Origin of the sequence: Bacteroides sp. HPS0048, from assembly GCF_964240755.1 — a bacterium.
GTDB lineage: Bacteria > Bacteroidota > Bacteroidia > Bacteroidales > Bacteroidaceae > Bacteroides > Bacteroides nordii.
Genome location: NZ_CAXSVC010000009.1, coordinates 68,175 through 92,838 on the forward strand (window position 1 = coordinate 68,175; position 24,664 = coordinate 92,838).

Consider the following 24,664-nt stretch of genomic DNA (forward strand, 5'->3'; position numbering starts at 1 on the left):
AATGAAAAAGCTGCTGTTACTCAGTATATCTGCCCTCTTTATCCTTGCATGTCATAGCGGACCCAAAGAGGCAACTACCACACAAGTCAAGCTTCAATCCGTCACTTTAGGATTGATGCCTACCATGGATGGTTTTCCGTTTATCGTTGCCCATCGACAGGGCATTTATGATTCACTGGGACTGGAAGTAAATTTAGTGCGTTTTAATTCAGCTAATGACCGGGATGCTGCTCTTCAGGCAGGTCGCATTGACGGAATGATAACCGACTACCCCAGTGCTGTATTGCTGCAATTACATCATCCGGGATTAGCCGTTATAATGGAAAACAACGGATATTTCTGTTTTATATCAAGCAAGAAAAGCGGAATTAACCAACCGGAACAATTAAAAAAGAAAAGTATAGCCATCTCCCGCGGGACTGTGATAGAATATGCTACCGACCTGTTTTGTACAAAATCCGGCATCAAAGCAGAAGAAATAAACAAGCCTGAAATAGCACAAATCCCATTGCGCCTCAATATGCTGGAATATGGACAAATAGAAGCTTCCTTCCTGCCCGACCCTTTTGCAACCATAGCTATGAACGATGGAAACAGATCCTTGATCAGTACCCGCGAACTGAATATCCATCTTACCGGAACGGCTTTTACAGAAGCTGCACTAAAAGAGAAGAAAGCGGAGATAACATCACTCATCCAGGGATATAACCTTGGGGTAAAGTACATACAAACACATTCATCCCAAGAAGTGTCAACTCTATTAGCCGAAGAATTCAGAATATCAGAAAACCTGGCCAGGCTTATCTTGTTACCATCTTATACCCCTGCCAGCCGGCCCAACATTCAGGAGATCAACAATACTCTTAAATGGTTGAAAGAAAAAAACAGGATACCAGCTCATTATCAGGGAGAAAATCTGATAGACACCACCTTCACCGTTCCATATAAAATACCCTCTTACCCCCCAAACACCAGCCAATAAATATTATAAATGCCAAATTTCGTTTATAATAAATAAGAAAATAACTTCTTTTTGGCATTATTTTTGTTCTACTAACTATGATAACAGTACAAATACCTTGAAATTATGAACGAAAGAGCTATCAACGAGCAACATATATACATTTGTAATTTAATCGAACAAAAACGATTAAAAGAAGCTTTAATGCAACTGGAGTCTTTCCTGTGGCAATGTTCGGATTGGGAGCTCCGCCACCAGCTGGAGCAGCTACAAACCTCCTATAATTTCATGCTACAGTATATGAAACAGGGCATAGCCGATCCGGAACGAGAAAAATTATATACAAAACTTCGTGCTAATGCATTAGAAATAGCCGATAAGGGACGTCTATTGATGCTTGATGATGTATCAACGCATTTCTATCACATAGTACGCAGCAAGCGTACACAAGAGTTAGCGCCTTATACTACAAGCGTTCTGATGCATGTATTGGAATCTTTTAACGACGATTTGGCAGTCAGCGGATTGTTGTCAGACAATAATTTGGATGAAGTTCTGAAAAGACACGAGGAAACACAGAAATTCCTATTTCTGCAAACCTGGTCAAATAGTAGCTGGACTGTAGAAAATGAAGCCGAAGCACAAGCTATGCTGAAGTCGGAACTACTTCCGGTCAATGACCTGTGTCTGTTTACCAGTGCTGTAATGTTGAGTCTGATGGAGTGCTTTGATCTGCGAAAGTTGATGTGGTTGTTAGATGCATACCAATGCAATAATATACACGTCAGCCAACGGGCATTGATCGGAATCATTTTTGCTTTACACATCTATAATGCCCGGCTCGATCTATACCCCGAATTCAGCAAGCGTCTGGACCTGGTCAATGAAGAATTCCCATTAGACGAAGACCTCGCACGTATATACCGTCAACTCCTCTTGTGTCAGGAAACGGAAAAAATAGATAAGAAGATGCGTGAAGAGATCATTCCGGAAATGCTGAAAAATGTCTCTTCCATGCGTAATATGAAATTTGGATTCGAAGAATCTGATGAAGAAAAAGACGATCGAAATCCGGATTGGGGCAATGTGTTCGAAAACTCACCATTAGGCGATAAGTTGCGCGAAATGAACGAACTGCAAATAGAGGGGGCCGATGTATATATGAGTACATTTTCACAATTGAAAAATTTCCCTTTCTTCAAGGAGTTACACAACTGGCTTTATCCTTTCGACAGACAACAGTCAAATGTTATCAAAATGATGAGAAAGGAAACCAGTAAAGAAAACAGGATGATAGACATACTCCTGCAATCGGGATTCTTCTGCAGCAGTGATAAGTATTCGCTCTTCTTCACTATGGAGCAATTTCCACAGTCACAGCGCAATCTGATCTTCAGCCAACTCACCGAACAACAGGCGGAAGAGTTCGCCGAACAGTCTAAAGCTGAAACCCTAAAGAGGTTTTCCGAACGTCCGGGTACGATCAGTAGCCAATATCTGCATGACTTGTATCGCTTCTTCAAATTAAACATACGCAGAAGTGAGTTTAGAGATATATTCAAAGAAAAGATAGAGTTACACAAAATATCAGCATTGAAAAATATCCTGTACCAGGAGGGCACACTAACCTCCATAGCAGATTTTCACTTTAAAAAAGAACATTGGGCAGAGACTGTTGAACTATATAAGGAAATAGAGCAGATGAACGGCCCTCTGAGCACACAGTCGGAGTTTTATCAGAAGTTAGGTTATGCTCTGCAAAAGCAGAAAAAATTGGAGGAAGCCATTGCTGCCTACCTGAAGGCAGATACCATAAAACCGGATAATATATGGATAAACCGTCATCTGGCCAGTTGTTACCGCCTGCTGCGCAACTTCAAAAAAGCACTGGAATATTACCGGAAAGCCGAAGAAGCTTTGCCGGAGAATCATAGTATCGTGTTTTATATAGGTAGCTGCCTGGCCGAATTGCAACAATTTGAAGAAGCACTGAATTACTTCTTCAAACTTGACTTCATGGAAAACGATTGCATCAAGGCATGGAGAGGTATCGGCTGGTGTTCATTCATCAGTGGTAAACTGGAGCAAGCGATCAATTATTATAATAAGGTGATAGAAAAAGCCCCACTTGCAGTAGATTATCTGAATGCCGGACACGTAGCATGGGTGTCCGGAAATATAGAGAAGGCCGCAGAGTTTTATGCCCGTTCCAAAGAGATGAGCGGAGATCAGGAAATATTTCTGGATATGTTCAACAAAGATAAAGTCTACCTCATCAAGCAAGGAATAAAAAAAGAGGATATCCCGTTAATGCTGGATTTACTATAATTCATCGAGGGGGGCAATAGTAAAATCAACTATTATTAAAACGCAGATTAACACTGAATTACGTAAAGAATAAATTATATTTGTGATAATTAGCGTTAATCTGCGTTTCTAAAGTTGCATATTGATAATTTCCTTCCGGCTTTTGACATACCTATAATGACTCAAACGTTAACTTATGACCTTTATTCACAAAAAAGGATATAATATAGCAAATAAACAGCCTTACATAGTGTGATATCCCAAAAGAATGTCGTTCTTTGCAGTACGAAACAATAAGAGGTTTATAATAATTTGCTTTCATATATGTATCTCCTCAGTTATCCACATTGAGTATTTCCATTCTGATTACTTTTTCTCAAAACTTTTTTATTGCATTATTAATTTTTTTATATTTACGTTTATGAACATGTATGTTGGAAACCTTAGCTACAATGTTAAGGAATCAGATTTGAGACAAGTAATGGAAGAGTATGGAACAGTAGAATCTGTAAAACTCATCACCGACCGCGACACAAGAAGATCAAAAGGTTTTGCCTTTATCGAAATGCCGGAAGCATCGGAAGCAAAAAATGCAATCACAGAATTGAACGGAGCAGAATATGCAGGCCGTCCGATGGTAGTGAAAGAAGCATTGCCCAGAAATTAAGATTAAACTCTGAGATAAGAAAGAAAAGGATATCGCTTGGCGATATCCTTTTTTGTTTATTGGAATTATTCCTTAAAGCAGGCACACACTATTACAGCTGTTTGAGCTCCTGATATAACCGCTGTATAGGCAATCCCATTACATTAAAATAACTTCCTGAGATAGATTCCACACCGATAAAACCAATCCACTCCTGCACACCATAAGCCCCGGCTTTATCCATCGGGGTATATTTATCAACGTAATAAATGATTTCCTCTTCGGTCAATGTGGCAAATGTTACATCCGTAACAGCAGTAAAACTTTTCTGCCAATCACTGGTAGTAAGGCAAACCCCAGTAATAACCTGATGAGAAGTTCCGGAGAGCTTGCGCAGCATATCTATAGCCCCTTCCCTACCCTTAGGTTTCCCAAGCACCTCCCCATTCAACCACACAATGGTATCTGCTGTAATAAGTAACTCATCCGGCTGAATAAGAGATTTATAAGCATCGGCTTTCTCACGGGAGATATAAGCAGGAATTTCTGTCCCCTGCAAAGTATCGGGATAAGATTCGTCTACATCCGGAAGAGTTTTTACCACATAATCCACTCCCAGGCCAGACATCAGCTCTTTTCTACGAGGAGAATTAGAGGCTAACACAATATTGTATTTCTTTAAATTATCAAACATGATGAAGAAGTTTTTAAGTTGGTAAGTTTTTAAGTTGATGAGTTGGTAAGAAGAAGTTTTTAAGTTGGTGAGTTTTTAAGTTAATGAGTTGGTAAGAAGAAGTTTTTTAAGTTAGTGAGTTTTTAAGTTGGTAGTTAGAATCTATGCAGAGTATTGATGTTGTGCCAAACATATTCTAACTACCAACTCCAAACTCACAAACTTAAAAACTTAAAAACTTACTCACCACCCAAAAGCATCATCTGACATCCATTTTCCGTGTACCTTCAGTACCTGTTCTATCACATCACGACCACAACCGTAACCACCTGCAGCGTGAGAGATGTATTTTGCCACCTTCTTTACTTCAGGAGCAGCATCTTTCGGGCAACATGGAAGACCACATTCCTGCATCACTTCAATATCGGGCACATCATCTCCCATGTACATTATTTCCTCATCCGTAAAACCATATTTATCACGAAACTCACGATAATCATGTATCTTCACAGCCGAACCCATATACAGATCAGTCACTCCCAAAGCTGAGAAACGAATACGCACAGCCTCCGTACGCCCGCCAGTAATAATGGCAATGCGCAACCCTTTTTTTACAGCCAACTGGATAGCATAGCCATCTTTAATGTTCACAGTACGCATCGGCTCACCCGACGGATGTAATGGAATCATATCTGCACTCAACACCCCATCTACATCAAAGGCAATGGCTTTTATCTTTTTGAGGTCGTAATTGATTGTACTCATAATGATATTTACGATTAAACGGTTTACGATTTACGATTGAAAATACTGCGGCTGATAAGCTCATAAAGTTGCTGCATTCCGGGATCATCAGAGAGCATGGCGAGATGATTGTTGATTACATTTTCATCATAGCGTATAGCAGGCCCGGTTTGGGCAGCTTTAGGGCTCAACTCATGTACTTTACGGGCTGTCTCGTCAATCAAAGGAAGCATTACATCGAACGGGAGATTATACTTCTCCAGCAATTCAGCTGCCAGCGCATACATATGGTTCGTAAAGTTACAAGTGAACACAGCAGCAAGATGCAAACTCTTGCGTTGTTCGGAAGTAGCTTCGTAAACACGCTCGGACAAAGTGACAGCGATAGCTTTGAGCAGTTCCGTATCCTCCGGTGTGGACGCTTCAATAAAGAAAGGAATCTCACGAAAGTCTACTTCACGTTGTTTACTGAATGTCTGCATAGGATAAAAAACACCGTAATGCTCTGCATGCCCCTCCCAGATACTCATTGGGATACTACCAGCCGTATGTACCATCAAAGCTTCTTTTCGTTTCCCGGACACAATTGCAGGAAGCAATTCCGCAACAGCCGAATCTTTCAGCGAAACGATATACAGCCGGGCAAATGAATTTATATCTTCCGGATGAATAGTAAATTCCGCTTCCACTTCTTCTGCCAACCGGCGGGCCGAATCTTCCGTACGACTATACACCTGCACGATACGAAATCCTTTACGATACAATGCCTTAGCCAGGTTTGTCGCCAGATTTCCGGCACCAATAAATACAATTGGCGTATCTTCTATACTTCTTTTCATCGCGTTGATATCAAATACAATATTCCTCCGATTATCAGCAATGCCAAAGGCAGCAGATAGGCGGACATACTTCCTAACAAAGCTACAATCAGACCGATATTCATCACAAGCCAAAGCCCTATCAGCACCAGACCAACAGATTTATCATGTTTGAGAAATAAGAAAATAACAGCTGTATACAGCAGGAAATTATCTTTATTCATCACCCACGGCAATCCAATGGCAGAAAAGTGTATCAGCTTGTCAATCAGGTAAAGCACGCCTATCACAATCAGAGTGACAGCAGTTGCCTTGTATGTATCTCTATTGTTGTTGGCTTTAGCAGCACTCACTGTTATTTTCCTCCGAATTTATTAATATGAATTTTCTCCCACTGCAGGTGGCTTTCGTCAAAAGGTTTACGTTCCATGCCTTTGTGTCCGATGGCGATAACAGACAGAACCTGAAGTTGCAAAGGTATATCAAGTACGCTACGCACATATTCGTCCGACGGCATGCCGGTAGCAGCATAGCGTTCACGGATTTGTACCCAGCAACTACCTAATCCCAGATCTTCAGCCTGCAATTGAAGCATAATAGAAGCAATAGAAGCATCTTCAATCCATACATCACTTGCCAATGGATCAGCAGTAACAACGATGGCAAGTGCAGCATCGGCAATAAAAGCAGAAGCCTGTTCCTTACAGTGCGAAAGCTTCTCCAATGTCTCTTTATCATCTACGGCAATAAACTGCCAACCATTACTACGTTTAGAGGTAGGCGCCATCAGTGCGGCTTTTAACAAGGTCACTACCTGCTCTTGTGAGAGTTCTTCGTCGGTAAACTTCCGCATACTGCGGCGGTTCTTTATTAATTCACTGAAATTTTCCATGCTATTTTTACTTTCTTTATACTTGGAAAGACAAGTGCAAAGATAATGCAAACTGAGAACAGAATAAAGTGAACTTGTTCATTTTTTATGCCAAGGTGCAGCTTATCTTCGCTTTTCGACAAAGATAAGGATAAAAACCGAAAAACTAAATAGTTCAGCAGGCTTGCTATAAACTGGAAAGTCATATAACAAGACTGTACACTTTGGTATGACAAGAATGTACAGCTTTGTAGTGCAAGGTTGTACACTTTTGCATGGTAAGGACGTACAATCTAATAAACACTGATTATCAACCACTTACAAGCATCTTTATGAGATATTTTCCCGGCATCACTATCTTTGCCCACGAGGTCTGTGCCAACACCTTTCACACCGGAGTACCGATCTCCTCCGTAGTTCGACATTCGTAGAATGGCCTTTATGTCTCCGGTATCCGTTACCTTAATTCGATCCAATGTCAATAGCAATCCGTCATAATTGTGCGTCTTTTTGTTGAGCGCATATTCCGGAGGTGGAGGCAAAACAGAATCTTCCCCCCTCTTCTTCTTTTCTTCTACTTTACTTTCTTTTACTTTACTTTGTCTGAAAATGTCTGCATTTTCCAGACTCAACTCCATCTGAACAGGAAAAATGTTCGCATTTTCTGAGTTCATACTCTCTTTCTGTTTACATTTTATCTCTTCCCCCTTACATTTCACCTCTTCTAACAAATAGGGTAATTTTGATAAATCCCTCTTTCCCAAGCTATTATTAAAATTGAAATAAAATCCGTATCTTTGCACTGATAAACAAATTATCATTATGAAAAATCGAATAACCCGAGACGATTACATCAAAGCGAATCGTAAAGCCAGCCGTGAGGCTGAAATTGAGAAGTACGGTCATCCTATTTGCTACAAACGGGTGCACCAGTCAAAAAAAGTATATAACCGCAAAAAGATGAAGGCAGGCGATAAGGCTCTGCCTTTTTTTATACAATTTGCGTAAGCTTTCCGGTGAGTGAGTCAATGATAAAACCATGCACACGAACATCAGAAGGAATCAGCGGATGACGAATAATAGAATCAACAGTTTCGCATACAGATTTCTCCGTATCATCAAAGCCACCCAACCAGGAATGAAAGTCAACACCACAAAAGTGAATCATATCGATCAGATCTTCACGAATCCCCCGGGCTTTCATTCGCTCAAGGATCTCCTCGCTATCCATGTGATGAGCTCCGCAATCAGAATGAGCAATAACCATAATCTCCTCTACACCAAGTTCATAGATAGCGACCAACAAACTACGGATAACACTACCGAAAGGATGGGAAATAACGGCCCCGGCATTCTTTATTATTTTTGCATCACCATTTCTCAGACCAAGAGCGGCAGGAAGTAATTCTGTCAAACGGGTATCCATACAAGAAAGAATAGCAAGCTTCTTATCAGGGTATTTATTAGTTATATATTTTTCGTAACCCTTATTCTCTACAAACTGCTTGTTAAAAGCAATAATTTCTTCTACCATAATTTCAATCAATTTCTAAATGTTATGACAAATGTAGTAAACATCTGCATTATGTTACAACAAAACAATCGTCTTTCTTGTTGAAAAGATAAATAAAAAGATGTAAATTTGCCACAAGATGCCCTTAAAGCTTACTACATATTATCGCGGGAGTGAAATTCCCGAGCTACCGGGAAAAAATACATTTCACTCCAAGGAGTTGTTTCTGATATATGAAGCAACACCAGGATATGCGCCGGTGTTTATCGTTGCAACTGACAACGGAAAACCGATAGCCAGACTGCTTGCGGGGATACGTACAAACAAAAGACTTTTTCCTCCTTCTATCGTTCGTCGTTGTGAGGTGTATGGCACGGGAGAATATCTGTTAGAAGATACCACCGACAAAGAAGCCATATTCGGAGAAATGCTGGAACATCTTACTACGGAAGTACTACGGGATTCTTTTATGATAGAATTTCGTAATCTGGATAATGCACTATTCGGATACAAACATTTCAGGGCAAACGGATACTTCCCCATCAACTGGCTTCGGGTACGTAATTCATTGCATAGCCAGAAGACAGCAGAGGAGCGGTTCAGTCCTTCACGAATCCGGCAAATAAAGAAAGGATTCAGAAACGGCGCCAAAGTGGAAGAAGCGCACTCGGTAGAAGAAATACAGGAGTTCTCACACATGCTGTATAAAATATACTCATCACATATACGTAAACATTTTCCTCACATCGAATTCTTTCGTCACATGGAGGAAAGATTGATGCATAGCGATCAGGGAAAAATTTTCATTGTTCGATATAAAGAGAAAATCATTGGCGGGGCTGCATGCATCTATTCGGGAGACAGTGCTTACTTGTGGTTCTCGGGAGGTATGCGAAAAACATATGCATTGCAATATCCTGGTATTTTGGCAGTATGGATGGCACTAAAAGATGCATACGAACGCGGATACCGGCATTTGGAATTCATGGATGTAGGGCTTCCTTTCAAAAAACACGGATATCGTGAATTCGTTCTTCGTTTCGGCGGAAAACAAAGCAGCACACGCCGTTGGTTCCGTTTCAGATGGACATGGCTGAATAATTTATTTACCAAGATATACGTTTAGAGCGATTTTTCCGTTATTATCTCATTAGGCAACGATAGCGGATATGAATAAGCGTCTCTCAAATCTATTTCTATTTTTACTATTCACTTTCCCCGTCCTGGCTCAACAGGTCAAGATAGGAGGTGTCATTACTGATGAAAACGGAGAACCCGTAGAACTGGCTACCGTACGTATAGAGGGAACAGCTATTGGTACTGTCAGTAATCTAAAAGGAAAATATTCACTTAAATTTACGTCAAGAGATACAGTAACGGTGATATATTCAATGATAGGATATAACACCCGGAAACGCGTATTGGTAAATCCACAGGGAAATATCAGTATCAATATGACCCTGCCTGCTTTAGGATATGAACTGGGAGAGGTAACCATTACAGAAAGCCGCCGGCAAACCAACACAGTACAACAGATAGACATGAAAGCCAATAAACTGATGCCGGATGCGTCAGGAGGAAATATCGAGTCGATCATTGCAACACAAGCCGGAGTAAGCTCAAACAATGAGCTGAGTTCTCAGTATAATGTACGTGGAGGAAGTTTTGACGAAAATATGGTTTATGTGAACGGAATAGAAGTTTACCGTCCGTTGCTGGTGCGTTCCGGCCAACAGGAAGGATTAAGCTTCATCAATCCGGATATGGTGGAGAGCGTAGGTTTCTCATCGGGTGGATACGAAGCACGATACGGAGACAAAATGTCATCTGTACTGGATATCACCTATAAAAAACCAGAGCATTTTGAAGCAACAGGAGCATTCAGCTTATTAGGAGTTTCTACTTATGCAGGTTTTGGCAATAAGAAGTTTTCATGGACCAACAGTATCCGTTATAAAAGTAACCGCTACTTACTGGGAACACTGGATACAAAAGGAGAATATGACCCACAGTTTATAGATTATCAAACATTTATAAGCTGGAGACCAAGTAAAAGATGGGAAGTAGGATTCATCGGGAATATATCTGAAAACAAGTATATCTTTCAACCCGAGGACCGTACCACACGATTCGGGACATTAGAATCTGCACGCGAATTCAAAGTATACTTTGACGGACAGGAACGAGATCTTTTCCGTACTTTCTTTGGTGCAGCCAATGCTACTTATAACTTTGACGAAAGTAACAGCCTGACCTTTCAGGCTTCTGCTTTCCAAACCAAAGAACAGGAAACTTATGACATCAGCGGACAGTACTGGCTCAATGAGCTTGACTCTTCCGGAGAAGATTCTGATACTGAAACAGGCGAAACAATAGGGGTAGGTACGTATATGGAACATGCCCGCAACTATCTTAATGCCAAAGTACAAAGTTACTCCTTTACAGGACGCCATCGTATCAAACGCCACGCCGTCCAATGGGGATTGGAGTTAAAGACCGAACGTATCAAAGATAAACTACGTGAGTGGGAAATGCGTGACTCTGCCGGATATTCATTGCCACAGGTGCCGGACGGCCCAGAGTTGATTTACAGCCTCTCCTCCAAAAATGATATCAATAGTAGCCGTCTCTCTCTTTATGCACAAGATAGCTATAAGTTTCAGACCGGAGCAGGGCTATTCACTCTTACAGCAGGAATCCGTGGCAGCTACTGGAGCTGGAACAAAGAATTTATCGTAAGCCCAAGAGCCTCACTTGCACTCATCCCCAAACTTAACGAAAAGTTTACAATCCGGGTAGCAGCAGGTGTATATTATCAGGCTCCTTTCTATAAAGAATTCCGCGATACGACTATGGTGAACGGAATGGCAACCGTAACACTCAACAAGAATATCAAATCACAACGTTCCATACATTTTGTTGCCGGAAGCGATTACAGTTTCCGGGCTGTAGGACGCCCATTCAAATTCACGGCAGAGGTGTACTACAAAGCGTTAAGCAATCTTATTCCTTATAACGTTGATAACGTCCGCGTCAGTTACTACGGACGCAATATGGCAAGCGGTTACGCAACAGGACTCGATATGAAACTGTTTGGAGAGTTCGTACCCGGAACTGATTCGTGGCTCACATTTTCGGTAATGAAAACCGAAGAAAAGATAAACGGCAAGTGGCTCCCCCGCCCTACCGACCAGCGATATAATCTTTCGCTCTACTTCACTGATTACTTTCCGGGAAGTACGAAATGGAAGATGAATCTCAAAGGTACTCTTGCCGGTGGACTTCCTTTCGGACCTCCCCACAGCGGACGTGAAGAAGCCGTATTCCGTACGCCTTCCTATCGCCGTGTAGACATTGGTATGTCTCGTGTTTTGATAGACAATACAGACAAGCACAAAACCGGATTCGGACGCAATATTCGTAGCATGTGGTTAGGGCTGGATGTTTTCAATTTGCTCAATATCAGCAACGTTAACTCCTATTATTGGGTAACTGATGTGCACAATAACCAGTTTGCAGTACCCAATTACCTTACATCTCGTCAAATCAACGTCAGACTGCTGATTGACTTTTGAAATTAAATGCTGAAATATTTCTTTATTAACGAAGAATTGATTTTCTTTGTGCTGGTTTAAAAGGAACCAAAAAACTAATTTAAAGCCAATATAAAGAACACAGTTATGAAGATTTCACACATTGAACACTTGGGCATTGCTGTAAAAAGCATTGAAGAAGCCCTACCGTACTACGAGAATGTATTAGGTCTGAAATGTTACAATATCGAAACAGTAGAAGACCAGAAAGTGAGAACAGCTTTCCTTAAAGTAGGCGAAACAAAAATCGAACTGTTAGAACCAACCTGTCCCGAAAGTACCATTGCTAAGTTTATTGAAAATAAAGGTGCAGGCGTTCATCATGTGGCATTTGCTGTTGAAGACGGCGTAGCCAATGCATTGGCAGAAGCTGAAAGTAAAGAAATTCGTCTCATCGATAAAGCTCCCCGTAAAGGTGCCGAAGGACTTAACATCGCTTTCCTTCACCCGAAATCAACGCTGGGCGTATTGACTGAACTTTGTGAACACTAAAATCATTGACGATTAGACAATTTACGATTGAAGTTTCTTTTACTAAATTACTAACAGTTATTTCAATTGTAAATCGTAAATTGTCTAATCGTAAATTCTATAAATCCTTTAAAACAAGAAAGACTCATGAGTAACCAGCTTGAAAAAGTAAAAGAGCTTATTGAACTTCGTGCTCAGGCTCGTTTAGGTGGTGGCGAAAAGGCTATTGAAAAACAACACGCAAAAGGCAAATACACTGCCCGCGAGCGTATTGCACAGCTGCTGGATGAAGGCAGTTTCGAAGAATTGGATATGTTCGTACAACACAGATGTACTAACTTTGGCCAGGAAAAAAAGCACTTCTTAGGTGACGGTGTTGTAACTGGGTATGGAACAATCGAAGGAAGATTAGTATATGTTTTCGCACAGGATTTCACTGTATTCGGTGGTTCACTGTCGGAAACCATGGCACAGAAAATATGTAAAGTGATGGATATGGCCATGAAAATGGGTGCTCCTGTTATCGGTATCAACGACTCGGGTGGCGCACGTATTCAGGAAGGTATCAATGCACTTTCCGGTTATGCTGAGATATTCCAGCGTAACATCATGGCATCAGGAGTGATCCCACAGATCTCTGGTATCTTTGGTCCTTGCGCAGGTGGTGCTGTTTACTCTCCTGCCCTGACCGACTTTACACTGATGACTGAAGGAACTTCTTATATGTTCCTCACTGGTCCGAAAGTGGTAAAGACTGTGACAGGCGAAGACGTATCGCAGGAAGACCTCGGTGGCGCAAGTGTTCATGCAACCAAATCAGGTGTAACTCACTTTACTGCCGAAACCGGTGAAGAAGGTCTGTCAATAATCCGCCACCTTCTTAGTTTTATCCCGCAGAACAATCTTGAAGAAGCTCCGCTAATGGAGTGTACAGATCCTATCGACCGTATGGATGATCTTCTGAATGAGATTATTCCGGACAGCCCGAATAAGCCATACGATATGTATGAGGTGATTGGTGCTATCATCGATAATGGCGAATTCCTCGAAGTACAAAAAGATTATGCCAAAAATATTATCATCGGATTTGCCCGTATGAACGGACAATCTGTAGGTGTGGTTGCCAACCAGCCCAAATATCTGGCAGGTGTACTTGACAGCAATGCATCTCGTAAGGGTGCCCGCTTCGTTCGTTTCTGCGATGCATTCAATATTCCTTTGGTAACCCTGGTAGACGTTCCGGGATTCCTTCCGGGAACAGGACAAGAATACAATGGTGTTATTCTGCATGGTGCGAAGTTGCTTTACGCTTACGGTGAAGCTACTGTGCCTAAAGTAACTGTAACACTGCGTAAATCATATGGTGGTTCACACATCGTAATGAGTTGCAAACAACTCCGTGGTGACATGAACTATGCATGGCCAACAGCTGAAATTGCTGTAATGGGTGGTGCAGGTGCTGTGGAAGTATTGTATGCAAAAGAAGCCAAAGAACAGGAAAACCCGGCTCAATTCCTGGCAGATAAAGAAGCAGAATACACTAAGCTATTTGCTAATCCGTATAATGCGGCTAAATATGGTTACATTGACGATGTTATCGAACCGAGAAACACTCGTTTCCGCATCATCCGTGCATTGCAACAGTTGCAGACTAAGAAACTAACAAACCCTGCCAAAAAGCACGGTAATATTCCATTGTAACAAATAAAACCTGATTGTTATGAATAAAAAAAGAATTGGAATATTTATCGCGTTAGTAGCAGTAGTTTGCTTAGGACTGAATGCACAAAGAGCTACAAGTCTTAAAATCAATGAAGTTCTGGTAACCAACGAACAGAATTATCAAGATGACTATGGCTTGCATAATGCATGGATAGAAATATTCAACACCTCTTTTGCTACGGTCAATATCGAAGGCTGCTATCTGACGAACGATAAAGATAATCCGACAAAATATCCTATTCCTAAAGGAGATATACTGACGCAGATTAAACCTCGCCAACATACTCTGTTTTGGGCAGACGGAATGCCAAATCGTGGAACATTCCATGTGAACTTTACGCTTGACCCCAATAAGGAAAATTACATTGCTTTGTATGATTCGAACGGCAAAACATTGATTGACGAAGTCACTATTCCTGCCGGAATACTTGCCGACCAGTCATATGCCCGCCAAGAGGACGGAAGTGCAAATTGGGTGATTAAAGGAGGAGGAGAACACAGTTATGTAACTCCGAGTACTAATAATATGACTCAAGACAAGAATGAAAAAATAGAAAACTTCAAAAAACACGATGAGGATGGTTTTGGTATGGCTATCATTGCAATGTCGGTTGTGTTTATTGGTTTGATATTATTGTATGTTTCATTCAAAATAGTAGGTAATATTGCAGTTAAATTAGGTAAGAAAAATGCAATGAAAGCAATTGGTATCACTGATAAGGCAGAAGCCAAAGAAAAGAACTTAGGTAGTCATTCCGGAGAAGAAGCTGCCGCCATCGCTATGGCTCTGCACGAATTCATGAATGATGCACACGATGTTGAAGACATGATTCTGACTATCAATAAAGTAAAACGTACCTATTCACCTTGGAGTTCTAAGATCTACACTTTACGTCAGACTCCTAAAAGATAATTATTAACCCTAATAAATTGAAGCAATGAAACAATATAAATATAAAATCAACGGAAACCTCTACAACGTTACAGTAAACGATCCGGAGGAAAATATCGTGAACGTTGAGGTAAACGGAACTCCTTACAAAGTGGAGTTGGACAAACCGGTAAAACCTGCTGTCGCTCCGAAACCTGTAACCCGTCCCGCTGCTGCTCCAAAAACAGATAGTGGTGCACCTGTAGTGCAACGTCCTGCAAACACTGGTTCCGGAAAGAAAGACGGTGTGAAATCTCCGCTACCAGGTGTTATCCTTGATATTAAAATAAAAGAAGGCGACACTGTGAAAAAAGGCCAGACCGTAATCATCCTTGAAGCTATGAAGATGGAAAACAATATCAACGCTCACAAGGATGGAAAGGTTGTAGAAATCAAAGTTAAACAAGGAGATTCCGTACTGGAAGGTACAGACCTCGTAATCATTGAATAATTATGGGAGATTTCTTATCATTTTTGGGGAATAACCTTATTGACTTTTGGGGATTTACGGGTTTTGCAAATGCAACGCCGGAACATCTTGTCATGCTGTTGGTTGGACTCTTTTTTATCTATCTCGCAATAGCAAAAGAGTTTGAACCGATGCTTCTTATCCCTATTGGCTTTGGTATCCTCATCGGTAATATTCCCTTCAACATGGAAGCCGGACTAAAAATAGGCATCTATGAAGAAGGTTCCGTACTGAATATACTCTATCAGGGAGTAACCTCTGGTTGGTATCCGCCACTCATTTTCCTGGGTATCGGAGCCATGACGGACTTCTCGGCACTGATCTCCAATCCGAAACTGATGCTGATCGGAGCTGCTGCACAATTTGGTATTTTCGGTGCTTACATCATTGCACTTCTTATGGGATTTGAGCCGAATCAGGCCGGTGCTATCGGTATTATCGGTGGTGCGGATGGTCCTACGGCTATCTTCCTTTCATCTAAATTAGCTCCGAACCTGATGGGTGCCATTGCCGTGTCGGCTTATTCATACATGGCATTGGTTCCGGTGATACAACCGCCTATCATGCGTCTGTTGACTACTAAGAAAGAACGTGTGATCCGTATGAAACCGCCAAGAACCGTATCTCATACAGAAAAGGTTATCTTCCCGATTGTAGGTCTGTTGCTTACAACATTCCTTGTTCCTTCAGGTCTACCTTTGTTAGGTATGTTGTTCTTCGGTAATTTATTGAAAGAAAGTGGTGTAACCCGTCGTTTGGCAAATACGGCCAGTGGTCCGTTGATTGATACAATCACTATCTTATTAGGATTGACGGTAGGTGCTTCTACACAGGCTTCCGAATTCTTAACCTGGAGTTCTGTACAGATCTTTATTCTGGGTGCTATCTCATTTATTATTGCTACAACAGCTGGTGTTCTATTTGTGAAATTCTTCAACCTCTTCTTGAAGAAAGATAATAAGATCAATCCGCTGATTGGTAATGCAGGTGTATCCGCAGTTCCTGACTCTGCACGTATTTCACAGGTTGTAGGTCTGGAATATGATCCGACCAACTACCTGTTGATGCATGCTATGGGCCCGAACGTGGCAGGTGTTATCGGTTCAGCAGTTGCTGCCGGTATCTTGTTAGGATTCCTTATGTAAGCCATCATTTAATTATCAAAATAGTAAAGGCGTTCTCTATATGCAGGGAACGCCTTTATTGTATGCAGGCAACACCTTCCCCCCTCACTGGCACAACAATGAAAACGTTTGCATAAATATATAAGAGACAGCAGGAAAAGAAAATAACTCATTTCAGGAATTTGTCCTATATTAGCATCGGTAAAATCCATAACACACTAATATCATGAAGAAATTGTTATTTATCTTAGGTTCTTTTCTACTGTCTCTTAATACTTATGCAGCTATGAATGTGAACAAAATCGATCCACCTTTCTGGTATGCCGGCATGAAGAATCCGGAACTCCAGCTTATGGTTTACGGTGAAGGTATTGGTGATGCCTCCGTATCCGTCAACTACCCCGGAGTATCACTCAGCAGCACCGTAAAGCTGGAAAGTAATAACTATCTGCTCGTCTACCTGCACCTGGATAAAGAGGTGAAACCCGGTAAACTGCCCCTTACTTTTACTATCGGAAAAAAGAAACTGGTAAAAGAATACGAACTGAAGGCACGCAGTAAAAAGGGATGCGAACACAAAGGTTTCGATGCATCCGACGCTCTCTACCTGCTGATGCCGGACCGTTTTGCAAATGGAAATCCGGACAATGATAACATTCCGGGTATGTCACCCTATAAAGTAGATCGTAATGATCCTAACGCCCGTCATGGTGGTGATCTGACGGGTATCGAGCAACACTTGGATTATTTTGAAGATTTAGGTGTAACCGCTCTTTGGTTTACTCCGGTACTGGAAAACAATATGGAAGGTGGTTCCTATCATGGCTATGCTACTACTGATTATTACAAAGTTGACCCACGTTTCGGGACAAATGAGGAGTATCGCCAACTCATTGCCAAATCTCACGAACGAGGCATAAAGATTGTGATGGATATGATTTTCAACCATTGCGGTGTAGAACATCCTTGGATAAAAGACATGCCTTCAAAGGATTTCTTCAATAATCCCGATCATGAGAAAAACTTCGTGCAGACCTCTTTCAAACTGACTCCGCACGTTGACCCATACGCCTCTAAATATGACTTCGATCAGATGAACGATGGTTGGTTTGTGACAGTAATGCCCGACCTGAACCAGAAAAACCCACATGTTTATAAGTATCTGGTACAAAACAGTTTCTGGTGGATTGAATATGCCAATATTGATGGTATCCGTATGGATACATATCCGTATGCAGATTACGATGCCATGAGTAACTGGATGAAGGAACTGAACGAGGAATACCCCAACTACAACACAGTAGGCGAAACATGGGTGACAGAACCGGCTTATACAGCCTGGTGGCAGAAAGACTCAAAGCTGTCAGCTCCTCAAAACAGTAATCTGAAAACAGTTATGGATTTCAGTTTCTTTGATAAGATCAATACAGCAAAGAATGAACAAACAGAGACTTGGTTTAAAGGGCTGGACCGTGTATATAACAGTTTTGTATACGACTTCCTCTACCCTAACCCGACTTCCGTACTGGCATTCATCGAAAACCATGATACAGATCGTTTTTTAGGTGAAGGTAGTAATCTGGCCATGCTGAAACAAGCCTCTACCCTATTATTGACTACGCGCCGTATCCCACAACTGTATTATGGAACAGAAATCATGATGAACGGAGTAAAGAGTAAAAGCGATGGTTATGTACGTAAAGACTTTCCCGGCGGATGGGCAGGTGATAAAGAGAATGCACTGACAGCCGAAGGACGTACTAAATTGCAGAACGAATGTTACAACTTCTATAAAACATTACTGAACTGGCGTAAAGGCAACGATGTGATTGGTAAAGGCAGTATGACACAATTCATGGTACAAAACGGTGTATACGCTTATGCCCGCCAATATGAAGGTAAAACCGTATTTGTAATGCTAAACGGTACAGATAAAGAAACAACTCTGCCACTGACTTTCTACAAAGAAATTCTAAAAGATAAGGTACAGGGAAAAGACATCCTGACCGGAAAGATAATCAATCTAAACGGTGAACTGAAAATGGCGCCGAGAGAGTCTCTGGTAATAGAGCTATAAAGCAACTAACCGGCAAAGCCTGAAACTTTCACGGAAACTATTCAAGAAAGAGAAGGAATATAATCCGGGAAAAGTTTGATATATCTCTTTTTTATCGTATCTTTACAAACATAATGACAAAGTAGTTTCAGTTAAACTGCAATAGACCGGAGAGGTGATGGCTTCTCCGGTCTTTTTTTGCATATCCGCTCAGCAATCTCCTACAAAGGGTACATATCACCCATATACTATCGGGAAACATGAACATTCCACAAAACGATAAAGGTGGCCGTAGTCAAAACAGGAGATGATATGGTATAAAAATGACAGGGACTGCTCCCTTACGCTAAGAGAGCAGCCCCTGTTTTCTCAATTCTCCGTTAGAATCGGCTAACAGTAGTAACATTGCAGAAGGTATTGGATAATAACATCCGCCGATTCTTTTCTTTTTTCTTCCGGAAAGAGGTATACTCACCATGCAAAGAGTGATTTCCCGGAAGATCTCCCTGTATATTCGTGTGTGATGCGCTCTACAATGAGCCAGAAACAACACAGCTATCATCCGGCTAACAGACAACAAACTGTCTGCATCGGATAGCATGTTCCGATTAAAATAGAATAAGTTTGTCACTCAACTACTTATTATACCCACAAATATAAACAAAATCTGAATCAAAGATACATTATAACAAGAAAAAACACAAAAAAAGCTGTACCATTTGCAGGCACAGCTTTCTACATATCAAAGTGGAAAATTATTTAGCCAATTTATTGTCTGAGCCAAGTACATTAAGGATTTTGTGCTTGTACAGTTTTTCCATATTATCACGAGCCGGGCCCAAGTATTTACGTGGGTCGAACTCAGCCGGTTTTTCAGCAAATACCTGACGGACAGCAGCAGTCATAGCCAGACGACTATCAGAGTCGATATTAATTTTGCAAACTGCTGACTTAGCAGCTTTACGCAATTCTTCTTCAGGAATACCGATAGCAGCTTTCAGTGCACCACCATATTTGTTGATAGTTTCAACTTCTTCTTCAGGAACTGAAGATGAACCGTGAAGCACGATTGGGAAGCCCGGAAGTTTCTCCATTACAGCATCCAATACTTCAAATGCCAAAGGAGGAGGAACCATACGGCCAGTCTTCGGATCAATGTGGCACTGTTCCGGAGTAAACTTATAAGCACCGTGAGAAGTACCAATAGAAATAGCCAATGAATCACAACCTGTACGGGTAGCGAAATCAATTACTTCTTCAGGGTCAGTATAAGTGTGGTGGTCTGAAGAAACTTCATCTTCAACACCTGCCAATACACCAAGCTCACCTTCTACAGTTACATCAAACTGATGAGCATAGTCTACTACCTTCTTAGTCAGAGCAACGTTTTCTTCGTAAGGAAGATGAGAACCGTCGATCATTACTGAAGAGAAACCTGAATCGATACAGCTCTTGCAAGTTTCAAAAGTATCTCCGTGGTCAAGATGCAAAACGATTTCAGGATGAGCGCAACCCAATTCCTTTGCATATTCTACAGCACCCTGAGCCATATAACGCAATAAAGTAGCGTTAGCATACTGACGAGCACCTTTAGATACCTGAAGAATAACCGGAGATTTTGTTTCTACAGCAGCCTTGATAATGGCCTGCATCTGTTCCATATTGTTGAAGTTAAAAGCAGGAATAGCATATCCGCCTTTAATAGCCTTAGCAAACATCTCTCTTGTGTTTACCAGTCCTAAATCTTTGTAATTTACCATTTTGTTTAAAAGTTTATTGTTAGTGAATAAAAATTCTATGCAAAAGTACACATTATAGTTTTAATACAAAACCAAAGCGTAAGAAATATCCTCGATAATGAGTACAAATCAATCCTATTTCAGAGTCTTAAATATCATTTAATAGTCGATTGTAATCTCTACGTAGCAAAGGGAGAGCTTATTTCTTCAAATAAATAATAGTCGGCAAATGATCACTATAACCATTCAGCCAAAGTTTTCCGCCATGTGTACGCAAAGGCGAACCTTTGTACTTTCCATCCTGCTGAAAAAGATATTCACGGATAAAGACCTCATTGTGATCGTATTTCAATCCTTTTTTGGCATTGAGCAACGTAGGCGAAATAACAATCTGATCAAACAAGTTCCACTTGCCACGATAAAGCAACGTGCCTACTCCTTTATCTTCCAGTGTTTCCCACCAGGGATTGAACATATCATGTTTCTTCACCTCTTTCTTATATTTCTTTGCACCCAGGGTAGCCATACTCTGATCCATCGGATCATCATTCATATCTCCCATAACAATCAGTTTCAATTTCTTATTATCTTGTTGCAAAGAATCGATCAATGCACGTACCTGTCGGGCAGCATGTACACGCACAGGTTCGGCAGCTCCACGCGAAGGCCAGTGGTTTACAATAAAACAAACGTTATCTCCCGCCATCTTACCATTTACAATCAGAAAACCCCGTGTTTTGTGTATCGTATCTCCTTCAAAAGGGGTAGAGAGTACCAATTTACTTGATGAAACCGTAAATTGTTTCGGATCATAAAGCAGTGCACAATCAATCCCCCGCTTATCCGGTCCTTCATAATGTACAATCTCATAGCCGGAAGAAGCCAATGCAGGTTGCTTCACCAGGTCATCAAGCACCCTCCTGTTTTCTGCTTCAGCCACACCGATAGCAGCAGGACCGCCAGGCACTTTATCCCGGGATATCTCACTCAACACTTTCGCCAGATTCGTTAACTTTGCCATATACTTTTCCGTATCCCACTGTTTGGGTCCGTCCGGCAGATACTCAAAGTCGTTCTTACCGGCATCATGAATAGTATCAAACAAGTTTTCAAGATTATAAAACGCAACACTATAGAGGCCTTTGTCGGATTCTTGTGCCTGTCCACCAATAGTAATCAGCAACAAGAAGTTTAATACAACAATCAATTTTTTCATATTACAAATAATTTAATAAGTAGTATTTCAAATTTAGTTCATACTATGACAGCGTTTTATTGAAACGCACATGATCGCAGATTTTCGCAGATTAAATGGCTGCGCTATACTTGAACGATGATATGCTTTGCGTGAATCTGTGAGTTTCTGCGTTTCAATAATAATATCGTATAATTTAGAACGATTACTTAATCGTACTAAATAATAATATGCCAATTACTATGCAACATCATAGCGAAGCCAATTGGCACAATGGCACATTATCCTCTACAAAAGTCTTAAAAAAAAGCGAGAATCATTGTTTTTTTCCCAATCTTTTTTCTATTTCACAGAAAAGCATTATCTTTGCGCACTGAAAATGACCATTACACTATTCTTACCAAATAGTAAACGATATAATAATTAAAAAAACAAATACTGAAATGAAAAAAGGTATTCATCCAGAATCATACCGTCCGGTAGTATTCAAAGATATGTCAAATGGTGATATGTTTTTGTCTCAATCAACAGTAAACACTAAAGAAACCATCGAGTTCGAAGGTGAAACTTATCCGTTGCTGAAAATTGAAATCTCAAGTACTTCTCACCCGTTCTACACTGGTAAATCTACATTGGTAGATACAGCAGGTCGCGTTGATAAGTTCATGAGCCGTTACGGTGACCGTAAGAAAAAATAATCCGTTAGTCGGTTGACCATAAAAAAGAGGAAGTTTCAAATGAAACTTCCTCTTTTTTTATAGATATTCATTGATCAACCGGGTAAAAAATATATCTTTGTATACAAAAACATATCCTAAACAACAACAAGCAATATATTCTCCTATGAAGACCTATATACAAAGTACAGGCTTAATACTCTTTTTATTCTCATGCCTTACGCTCAAGGCCGGTAACTCTCTTTTATTTCATCCCGATTCTGTACCAGCTTCCATACAAGCACTCGAAGAATATTATCAAAAGCCCCAGGAATATATCAAACACTGGAATATACTAAAGGCAAGGGCAGATTCAATAAATAGTGTAAGGGATGAGTTCTTTTTGTACAAAGACAGAAATTATTTTCACTATATAGGTGGAGAGATAGACAGTCTACGTAAATACACAGCCATAGTAAAAGATCTATGTCTGAAATACAAAGACATACATGGATTTTATTACAACTGGCTCCTACTTAGCGAAGGCTATAATAATGTAGGAAATGGAAAGGCTGGTACTTTTGAAAACGAACAAATGTACAACTATGCCAGAGAAAACAAGAGTGAAACAGGTATGGCATACAATCAGTTTGCCATTGCTTCCGGTTATCTTGCAGCCAGAGACAATCAAAAAGCAGAACCATACCTCATCCAGGCCATGCAGAAATTCTATCAGATGAAACGATGGGATATCTATGCCGTATTGGCCTCTAATGAGATAATTCTTCTGTCGGCAGCAAATCGCGAAACAGAATCTCAAAAAGTATTCCAACAATTAGACTCACTTGCCAATTTAGCTTTGGCAGGCAAATTACATGGATTCCCACCCAGAAATATTGCCATGACCAAATATCTGGTATTCGGTAAATGCGTCAGTAGCGGCGACATAAAAACATTCAAAAAATATCTGTCCGAGCTGGAAGAAGTATATAGAAAATATCCTTCTATCCCCCGGTTCTATCTATTTGACAGCAAACAGACCTACGCATATCTGATGAAAGATTATATTATGCAGGCTGCTTATATAGATTCGTGTGCCAACTACTACAAATTGCGAAACAGTAAAGAGAATATGAGGCGTATGTATCTGAACGGGGCAAATGCACTTGCCATGGCAAACAAATACGATGAAGCCTACCACAAACTGATTTCAGTGATTGAGTTGGGAGATACCCTTTCATGGGAAAAGACCCAGAAACAGCTGAATTATCTATCGACCAAATATGATGTCAATAAGCTAAAACTGGAGAAGCAGGAACTCAGTCTGAAAGCACGTAATATGCAATTATTACTAACCATTGGTATTGGTATAATCTTACTCTTTATTCTGTTTTTCCGCATGACTGTTTATAGACGACAATTAAAATTGAATGCCAAGATACACCAACAGGATTTACAATTGATTGCAGCAAACGAAAAAATACAAAAGGCAAATGAGATGAAAAATGTATTCATACAAAATATGAATCATGAAATCCGCACTCCATTAAACACGATAGTAGGTTTCGCTGATTGTCTGGCAACTCCTAACACCTTTTCTTCTGATGAAATAAAAGAAATCAGTAACACAATAAAAACCAACAGCGACCATCTTTTAAGACTTATCAGCGATATGTTATCCATCGCAAGTCTTGACAGCGACAGTGAAGAACCAATGAAGAGTTCTTTCTCTGTCAATGAATGTTGCAACCATGTCATCGATGAAGTTAAAGAGTTTGCAAATACCAATGTTCATCTGCATGCCACTCTCAAAGAAGAAGACTTTACAATGATCTCCGACAAGAAAATGATTCATCAGATACTGTTCAACTTATTGCACAATGCTGTAAAGTTCACCTCTGAAGGCGAAATTGAACTAAGTTATGAGATCACTCCTGATAAAAAAGAAATCCATTTCCTGGTACGTGATACCGGAATAGGTATTCCTAAAGAAGAACAAAAGAAAGTCTTTGAACGATTCTACAAAGTAAATTCATTTACACAAGGTTCCGGATTAGGATTATCTCTTTGTCAGATTCTGGTTCAAAGGCTTCAGGGTAGCCTCTATCTTGACAATGAGTATAAAAAAGGAAGTCTGTTTGTATTTATACATCCGCTTTTATAAGAGGTAAACAT

24 protein-coding genes are annotated in these 24,664 nt (G+C 40.6%); 14 read left to right on the forward strand and 10 right to left on the reverse strand.

What is annotated here, in order from left to right; all coding sequences use genetic code 11:
- Nucleotide 1 precedes the first annotated feature (1 nt).
- The 3 genes from ACESQI_RS09445 to ACESQI_RS09455 all read left to right on the forward strand — a co-directional run bounded on the left by ACESQI_RS09445 (nt 2) and on the right by ACESQI_RS09455 (nt 3,935).
- Nucleotides 2-982 (forward strand): ABC transporter substrate-binding protein, encoded by a 981-nt coding sequence (locus tag ACESQI_RS09445; protein WP_373125919.1) that lies wholly within the window; start codon nt 2-4, stop codon nt 980-982.
- A 105-nt stretch (nt 983-1,087) separates the two neighbouring features.
- Entirely contained in the window at nt 1,088-3,289 is a 2,202-nt protein-coding gene (locus ACESQI_RS09450) for a tetratricopeptide repeat protein (protein WP_007486261.1), read from the forward strand.
- A gap of 400 nt (nt 3,290-3,689) precedes the next feature.
- Nucleotides 3,690-3,935: an RNA-binding protein gene (locus tag ACESQI_RS09455; protein ID WP_002561115.1), complete on the forward strand. Its 246-nt coding sequence runs from the start codon at nt 3,690-3,692 to the stop codon at nt 3,933-3,935.
- A 91-nt stretch (nt 3,936-4,026) separates the two neighbouring features.
- Here the strand turns inward: ACESQI_RS09455 and ACESQI_RS09460 are convergent, their stop codons facing one another.
- The 6 genes from ACESQI_RS09460 to ACESQI_RS09485 form a co-directional block, all read right to left on the reverse strand.
- Entirely contained in the window at nt 4,027-4,608 is a 582-nt protein-coding gene (locus ACESQI_RS09460) for a Maf-like protein (protein ID WP_195660618.1), read from the reverse strand.
- 222 nt (nt 4,609-4,830) lie between these two features.
- Nucleotides 4,831-5,352 carry an HAD family hydrolase gene (locus tag ACESQI_RS09465; protein WP_002561113.1) on the reverse strand — a complete coding sequence of 174 codons (522 nt, stop codon included), beginning with the start codon at nt 5,350-5,352 and terminating at the stop codon, nt 4,831-4,833.
- 23 nt (nt 5,353-5,375) lie between these two features.
- Nucleotides 5,376-6,170 carry a Rossmann-like and DUF2520 domain-containing protein gene (locus tag ACESQI_RS09470; protein WP_007486259.1) on the reverse strand — a complete coding sequence of 265 codons (795 nt, stop codon included), beginning with the start codon at nt 6,168-6,170 and terminating at the stop codon, nt 5,376-5,378.
- Nucleotides 6,167-6,502, reverse strand: coding sequence for a hypothetical protein (locus ACESQI_RS09475; RefSeq protein WP_002561111.1), 336 nt, complete (start codon nt 6,500-6,502; stop codon nt 6,167-6,169). The genes ACESQI_RS09470 and ACESQI_RS09475 overlap by 4 nt, the downstream gene beginning before the upstream one ends.
- A 2-nt stretch (nt 6,503-6,504) precedes the next feature.
- On the reverse strand, nt 6,505-7,041 hold the full coding sequence (locus ACESQI_RS09480) for a nitroreductase family protein (RefSeq protein WP_195449543.1): 537 nt from the start codon (nt 7,039-7,041) through the stop codon (nt 6,505-6,507).
- Nucleotides 7,042-7,313: 272 nt separating this feature from the next.
- The gene (locus ACESQI_RS09485) at nt 7,314-7,694 is read right to left on the reverse strand and encodes a hypothetical protein (protein ID WP_368107355.1); all 381 of its coding nucleotides are present in this window, start codon (nt 7,692-7,694) and stop codon (nt 7,314-7,316) included.
- A gap of 148 nt (nt 7,695-7,842) precedes the next feature.
- On the opposite strand from ACESQI_RS09485, the gene ACESQI_RS09490 reads away from it, so the two are divergent.
- On the forward strand, nt 7,843-8,028 hold the full coding sequence (locus ACESQI_RS09490; protein ID WP_025867030.1) for a hypothetical protein: 186 nt from the start codon (nt 7,843-7,845) through the stop codon (nt 8,026-8,028).
- Here ACESQI_RS09490 and ACESQI_RS09495 read toward each other — a convergent pair.
- The gene (locus ACESQI_RS09495; RefSeq protein ID WP_002561107.1) at nt 8,012-8,554 is read right to left on the reverse strand and encodes a carbonic anhydrase; all 543 of its coding nucleotides are present in this window, start codon (nt 8,552-8,554) and stop codon (nt 8,012-8,014) included. The two genes, ACESQI_RS09490 and ACESQI_RS09495, sit on opposite strands and share 17 nt — an antisense overlap.
- A gap of 118 nt (nt 8,555-8,672) precedes the next feature.
- On the opposite strand from ACESQI_RS09495, the gene ACESQI_RS09500 reads away from it, so the two are divergent.
- From ACESQI_RS09500 to ACESQI_RS09535, 8 genes are all read left to right on the forward strand, one after another.
- Nucleotides 8,673-9,659, forward strand: a complete 987-nt coding sequence (locus tag ACESQI_RS09500; RefSeq protein ID WP_002561106.1) for a GNAT family N-acetyltransferase — start codon at nt 8,673-8,675, stop codon at nt 9,657-9,659.
- A 43-nt stretch (nt 9,660-9,702) separates the two neighbouring features.
- On the forward strand, nt 9,703-12,108 hold the full coding sequence (locus tag ACESQI_RS09505; protein WP_373125922.1) for a carboxypeptidase-like regulatory domain-containing protein: 2,406 nt from the start codon (nt 9,703-9,705) through the stop codon (nt 12,106-12,108).
- Nucleotides 12,109-12,213: 105 nt separating this feature from the next.
- Complete coding sequence (mce, locus tag ACESQI_RS09510) at nt 12,214-12,618, forward strand: methylmalonyl-CoA epimerase (protein WP_002561104.1); 405 nt, start codon at nt 12,214-12,216, stop codon at nt 12,616-12,618.
- A 126-nt stretch (nt 12,619-12,744) separates the two neighbouring features.
- A complete protein-coding gene (locus ACESQI_RS09515) occupies nt 12,745-14,298 on the forward strand; it encodes an acyl-CoA carboxylase subunit beta (RefSeq protein WP_002561103.1) in 1,554 nt (517 codons plus the stop codon).
- Between the two features lie 19 nt (nt 14,299-14,317).
- Nucleotides 14,318-15,232: an OadG family transporter subunit gene (locus ACESQI_RS09520; RefSeq protein ID WP_002561102.1), complete on the forward strand. Its 915-nt coding sequence runs from the start codon at nt 14,318-14,320 to the stop codon at nt 15,230-15,232.
- Between the two features lie 25 nt (nt 15,233-15,257).
- Nucleotides 15,258-15,701, forward strand: coding sequence for a biotin/lipoyl-containing protein (locus ACESQI_RS09525; RefSeq protein WP_002561101.1), 444 nt, complete (start codon nt 15,258-15,260; stop codon nt 15,699-15,701).
- A gap of 2 nt (nt 15,702-15,703) precedes the next feature.
- Entirely contained in the window at nt 15,704-16,864 is a 1,161-nt protein-coding gene (locus ACESQI_RS09530) for a sodium ion-translocating decarboxylase subunit beta (protein WP_002561100.1), read from the forward strand.
- 205 nt (nt 16,865-17,069) lie between these two features.
- On the forward strand, nt 17,070-18,920 hold the full coding sequence (locus tag ACESQI_RS09535) for a glycoside hydrolase family 13 protein (RefSeq protein ID WP_122200755.1): 1,851 nt from the start codon (nt 17,070-17,072) through the stop codon (nt 18,918-18,920).
- A 325-nt stretch (nt 18,921-19,245) separates the two neighbouring features.
- Here ACESQI_RS09535 and ACESQI_RS09540 read toward each other — a convergent pair whose 3' ends face one another.
- From ACESQI_RS09540 to ACESQI_RS09550, 3 genes are all read right to left on the reverse strand, one after another.
- The gene (locus tag ACESQI_RS09540; protein WP_147351242.1) at nt 19,246-19,530 is read right to left on the reverse strand and encodes a hypothetical protein; all 285 of its coding nucleotides are present in this window, start codon (nt 19,528-19,530) and stop codon (nt 19,246-19,248) included.
- Nucleotides 19,531-19,654: 124 nt separating this feature from the next.
- Nucleotides 19,655-20,659 (reverse strand): class II fructose-bisphosphate aldolase, encoded by a 1,005-nt coding sequence (locus ACESQI_RS09545; protein WP_002561098.1) that lies wholly within the window; start codon nt 20,657-20,659, stop codon nt 19,655-19,657.
- Nucleotides 20,660-20,837: 178 nt separating this feature from the next.
- Complete coding sequence (locus ACESQI_RS09550) at nt 20,838-21,854, reverse strand: endonuclease (protein WP_007486251.1); 1,017 nt, start codon at nt 21,852-21,854, stop codon at nt 20,838-20,840.
- A 422-nt stretch (nt 21,855-22,276) separates the two neighbouring features.
- On the opposite strand from ACESQI_RS09550, the gene ACESQI_RS09555 reads away from it, so the two are divergent.
- Both ACESQI_RS09555 and ACESQI_RS09560 read left to right on the forward strand, forming a co-directional pair.
- Entirely contained in the window at nt 22,277-22,531 is a 255-nt protein-coding gene (locus ACESQI_RS09555) for a type B 50S ribosomal protein L31 (protein ID WP_002561096.1), read from the forward strand.
- Between the two features lie 145 nt (nt 22,532-22,676).
- The gene (locus ACESQI_RS09560) at nt 22,677-24,653 is read left to right on the forward strand and encodes a sensor histidine kinase KdpD (RefSeq protein WP_044166657.1); all 1,977 of its coding nucleotides are present in this window, start codon (nt 22,677-22,679) and stop codon (nt 24,651-24,653) included.
- Nucleotides 24,654-24,664: the final 11 nt, after the last annotated feature.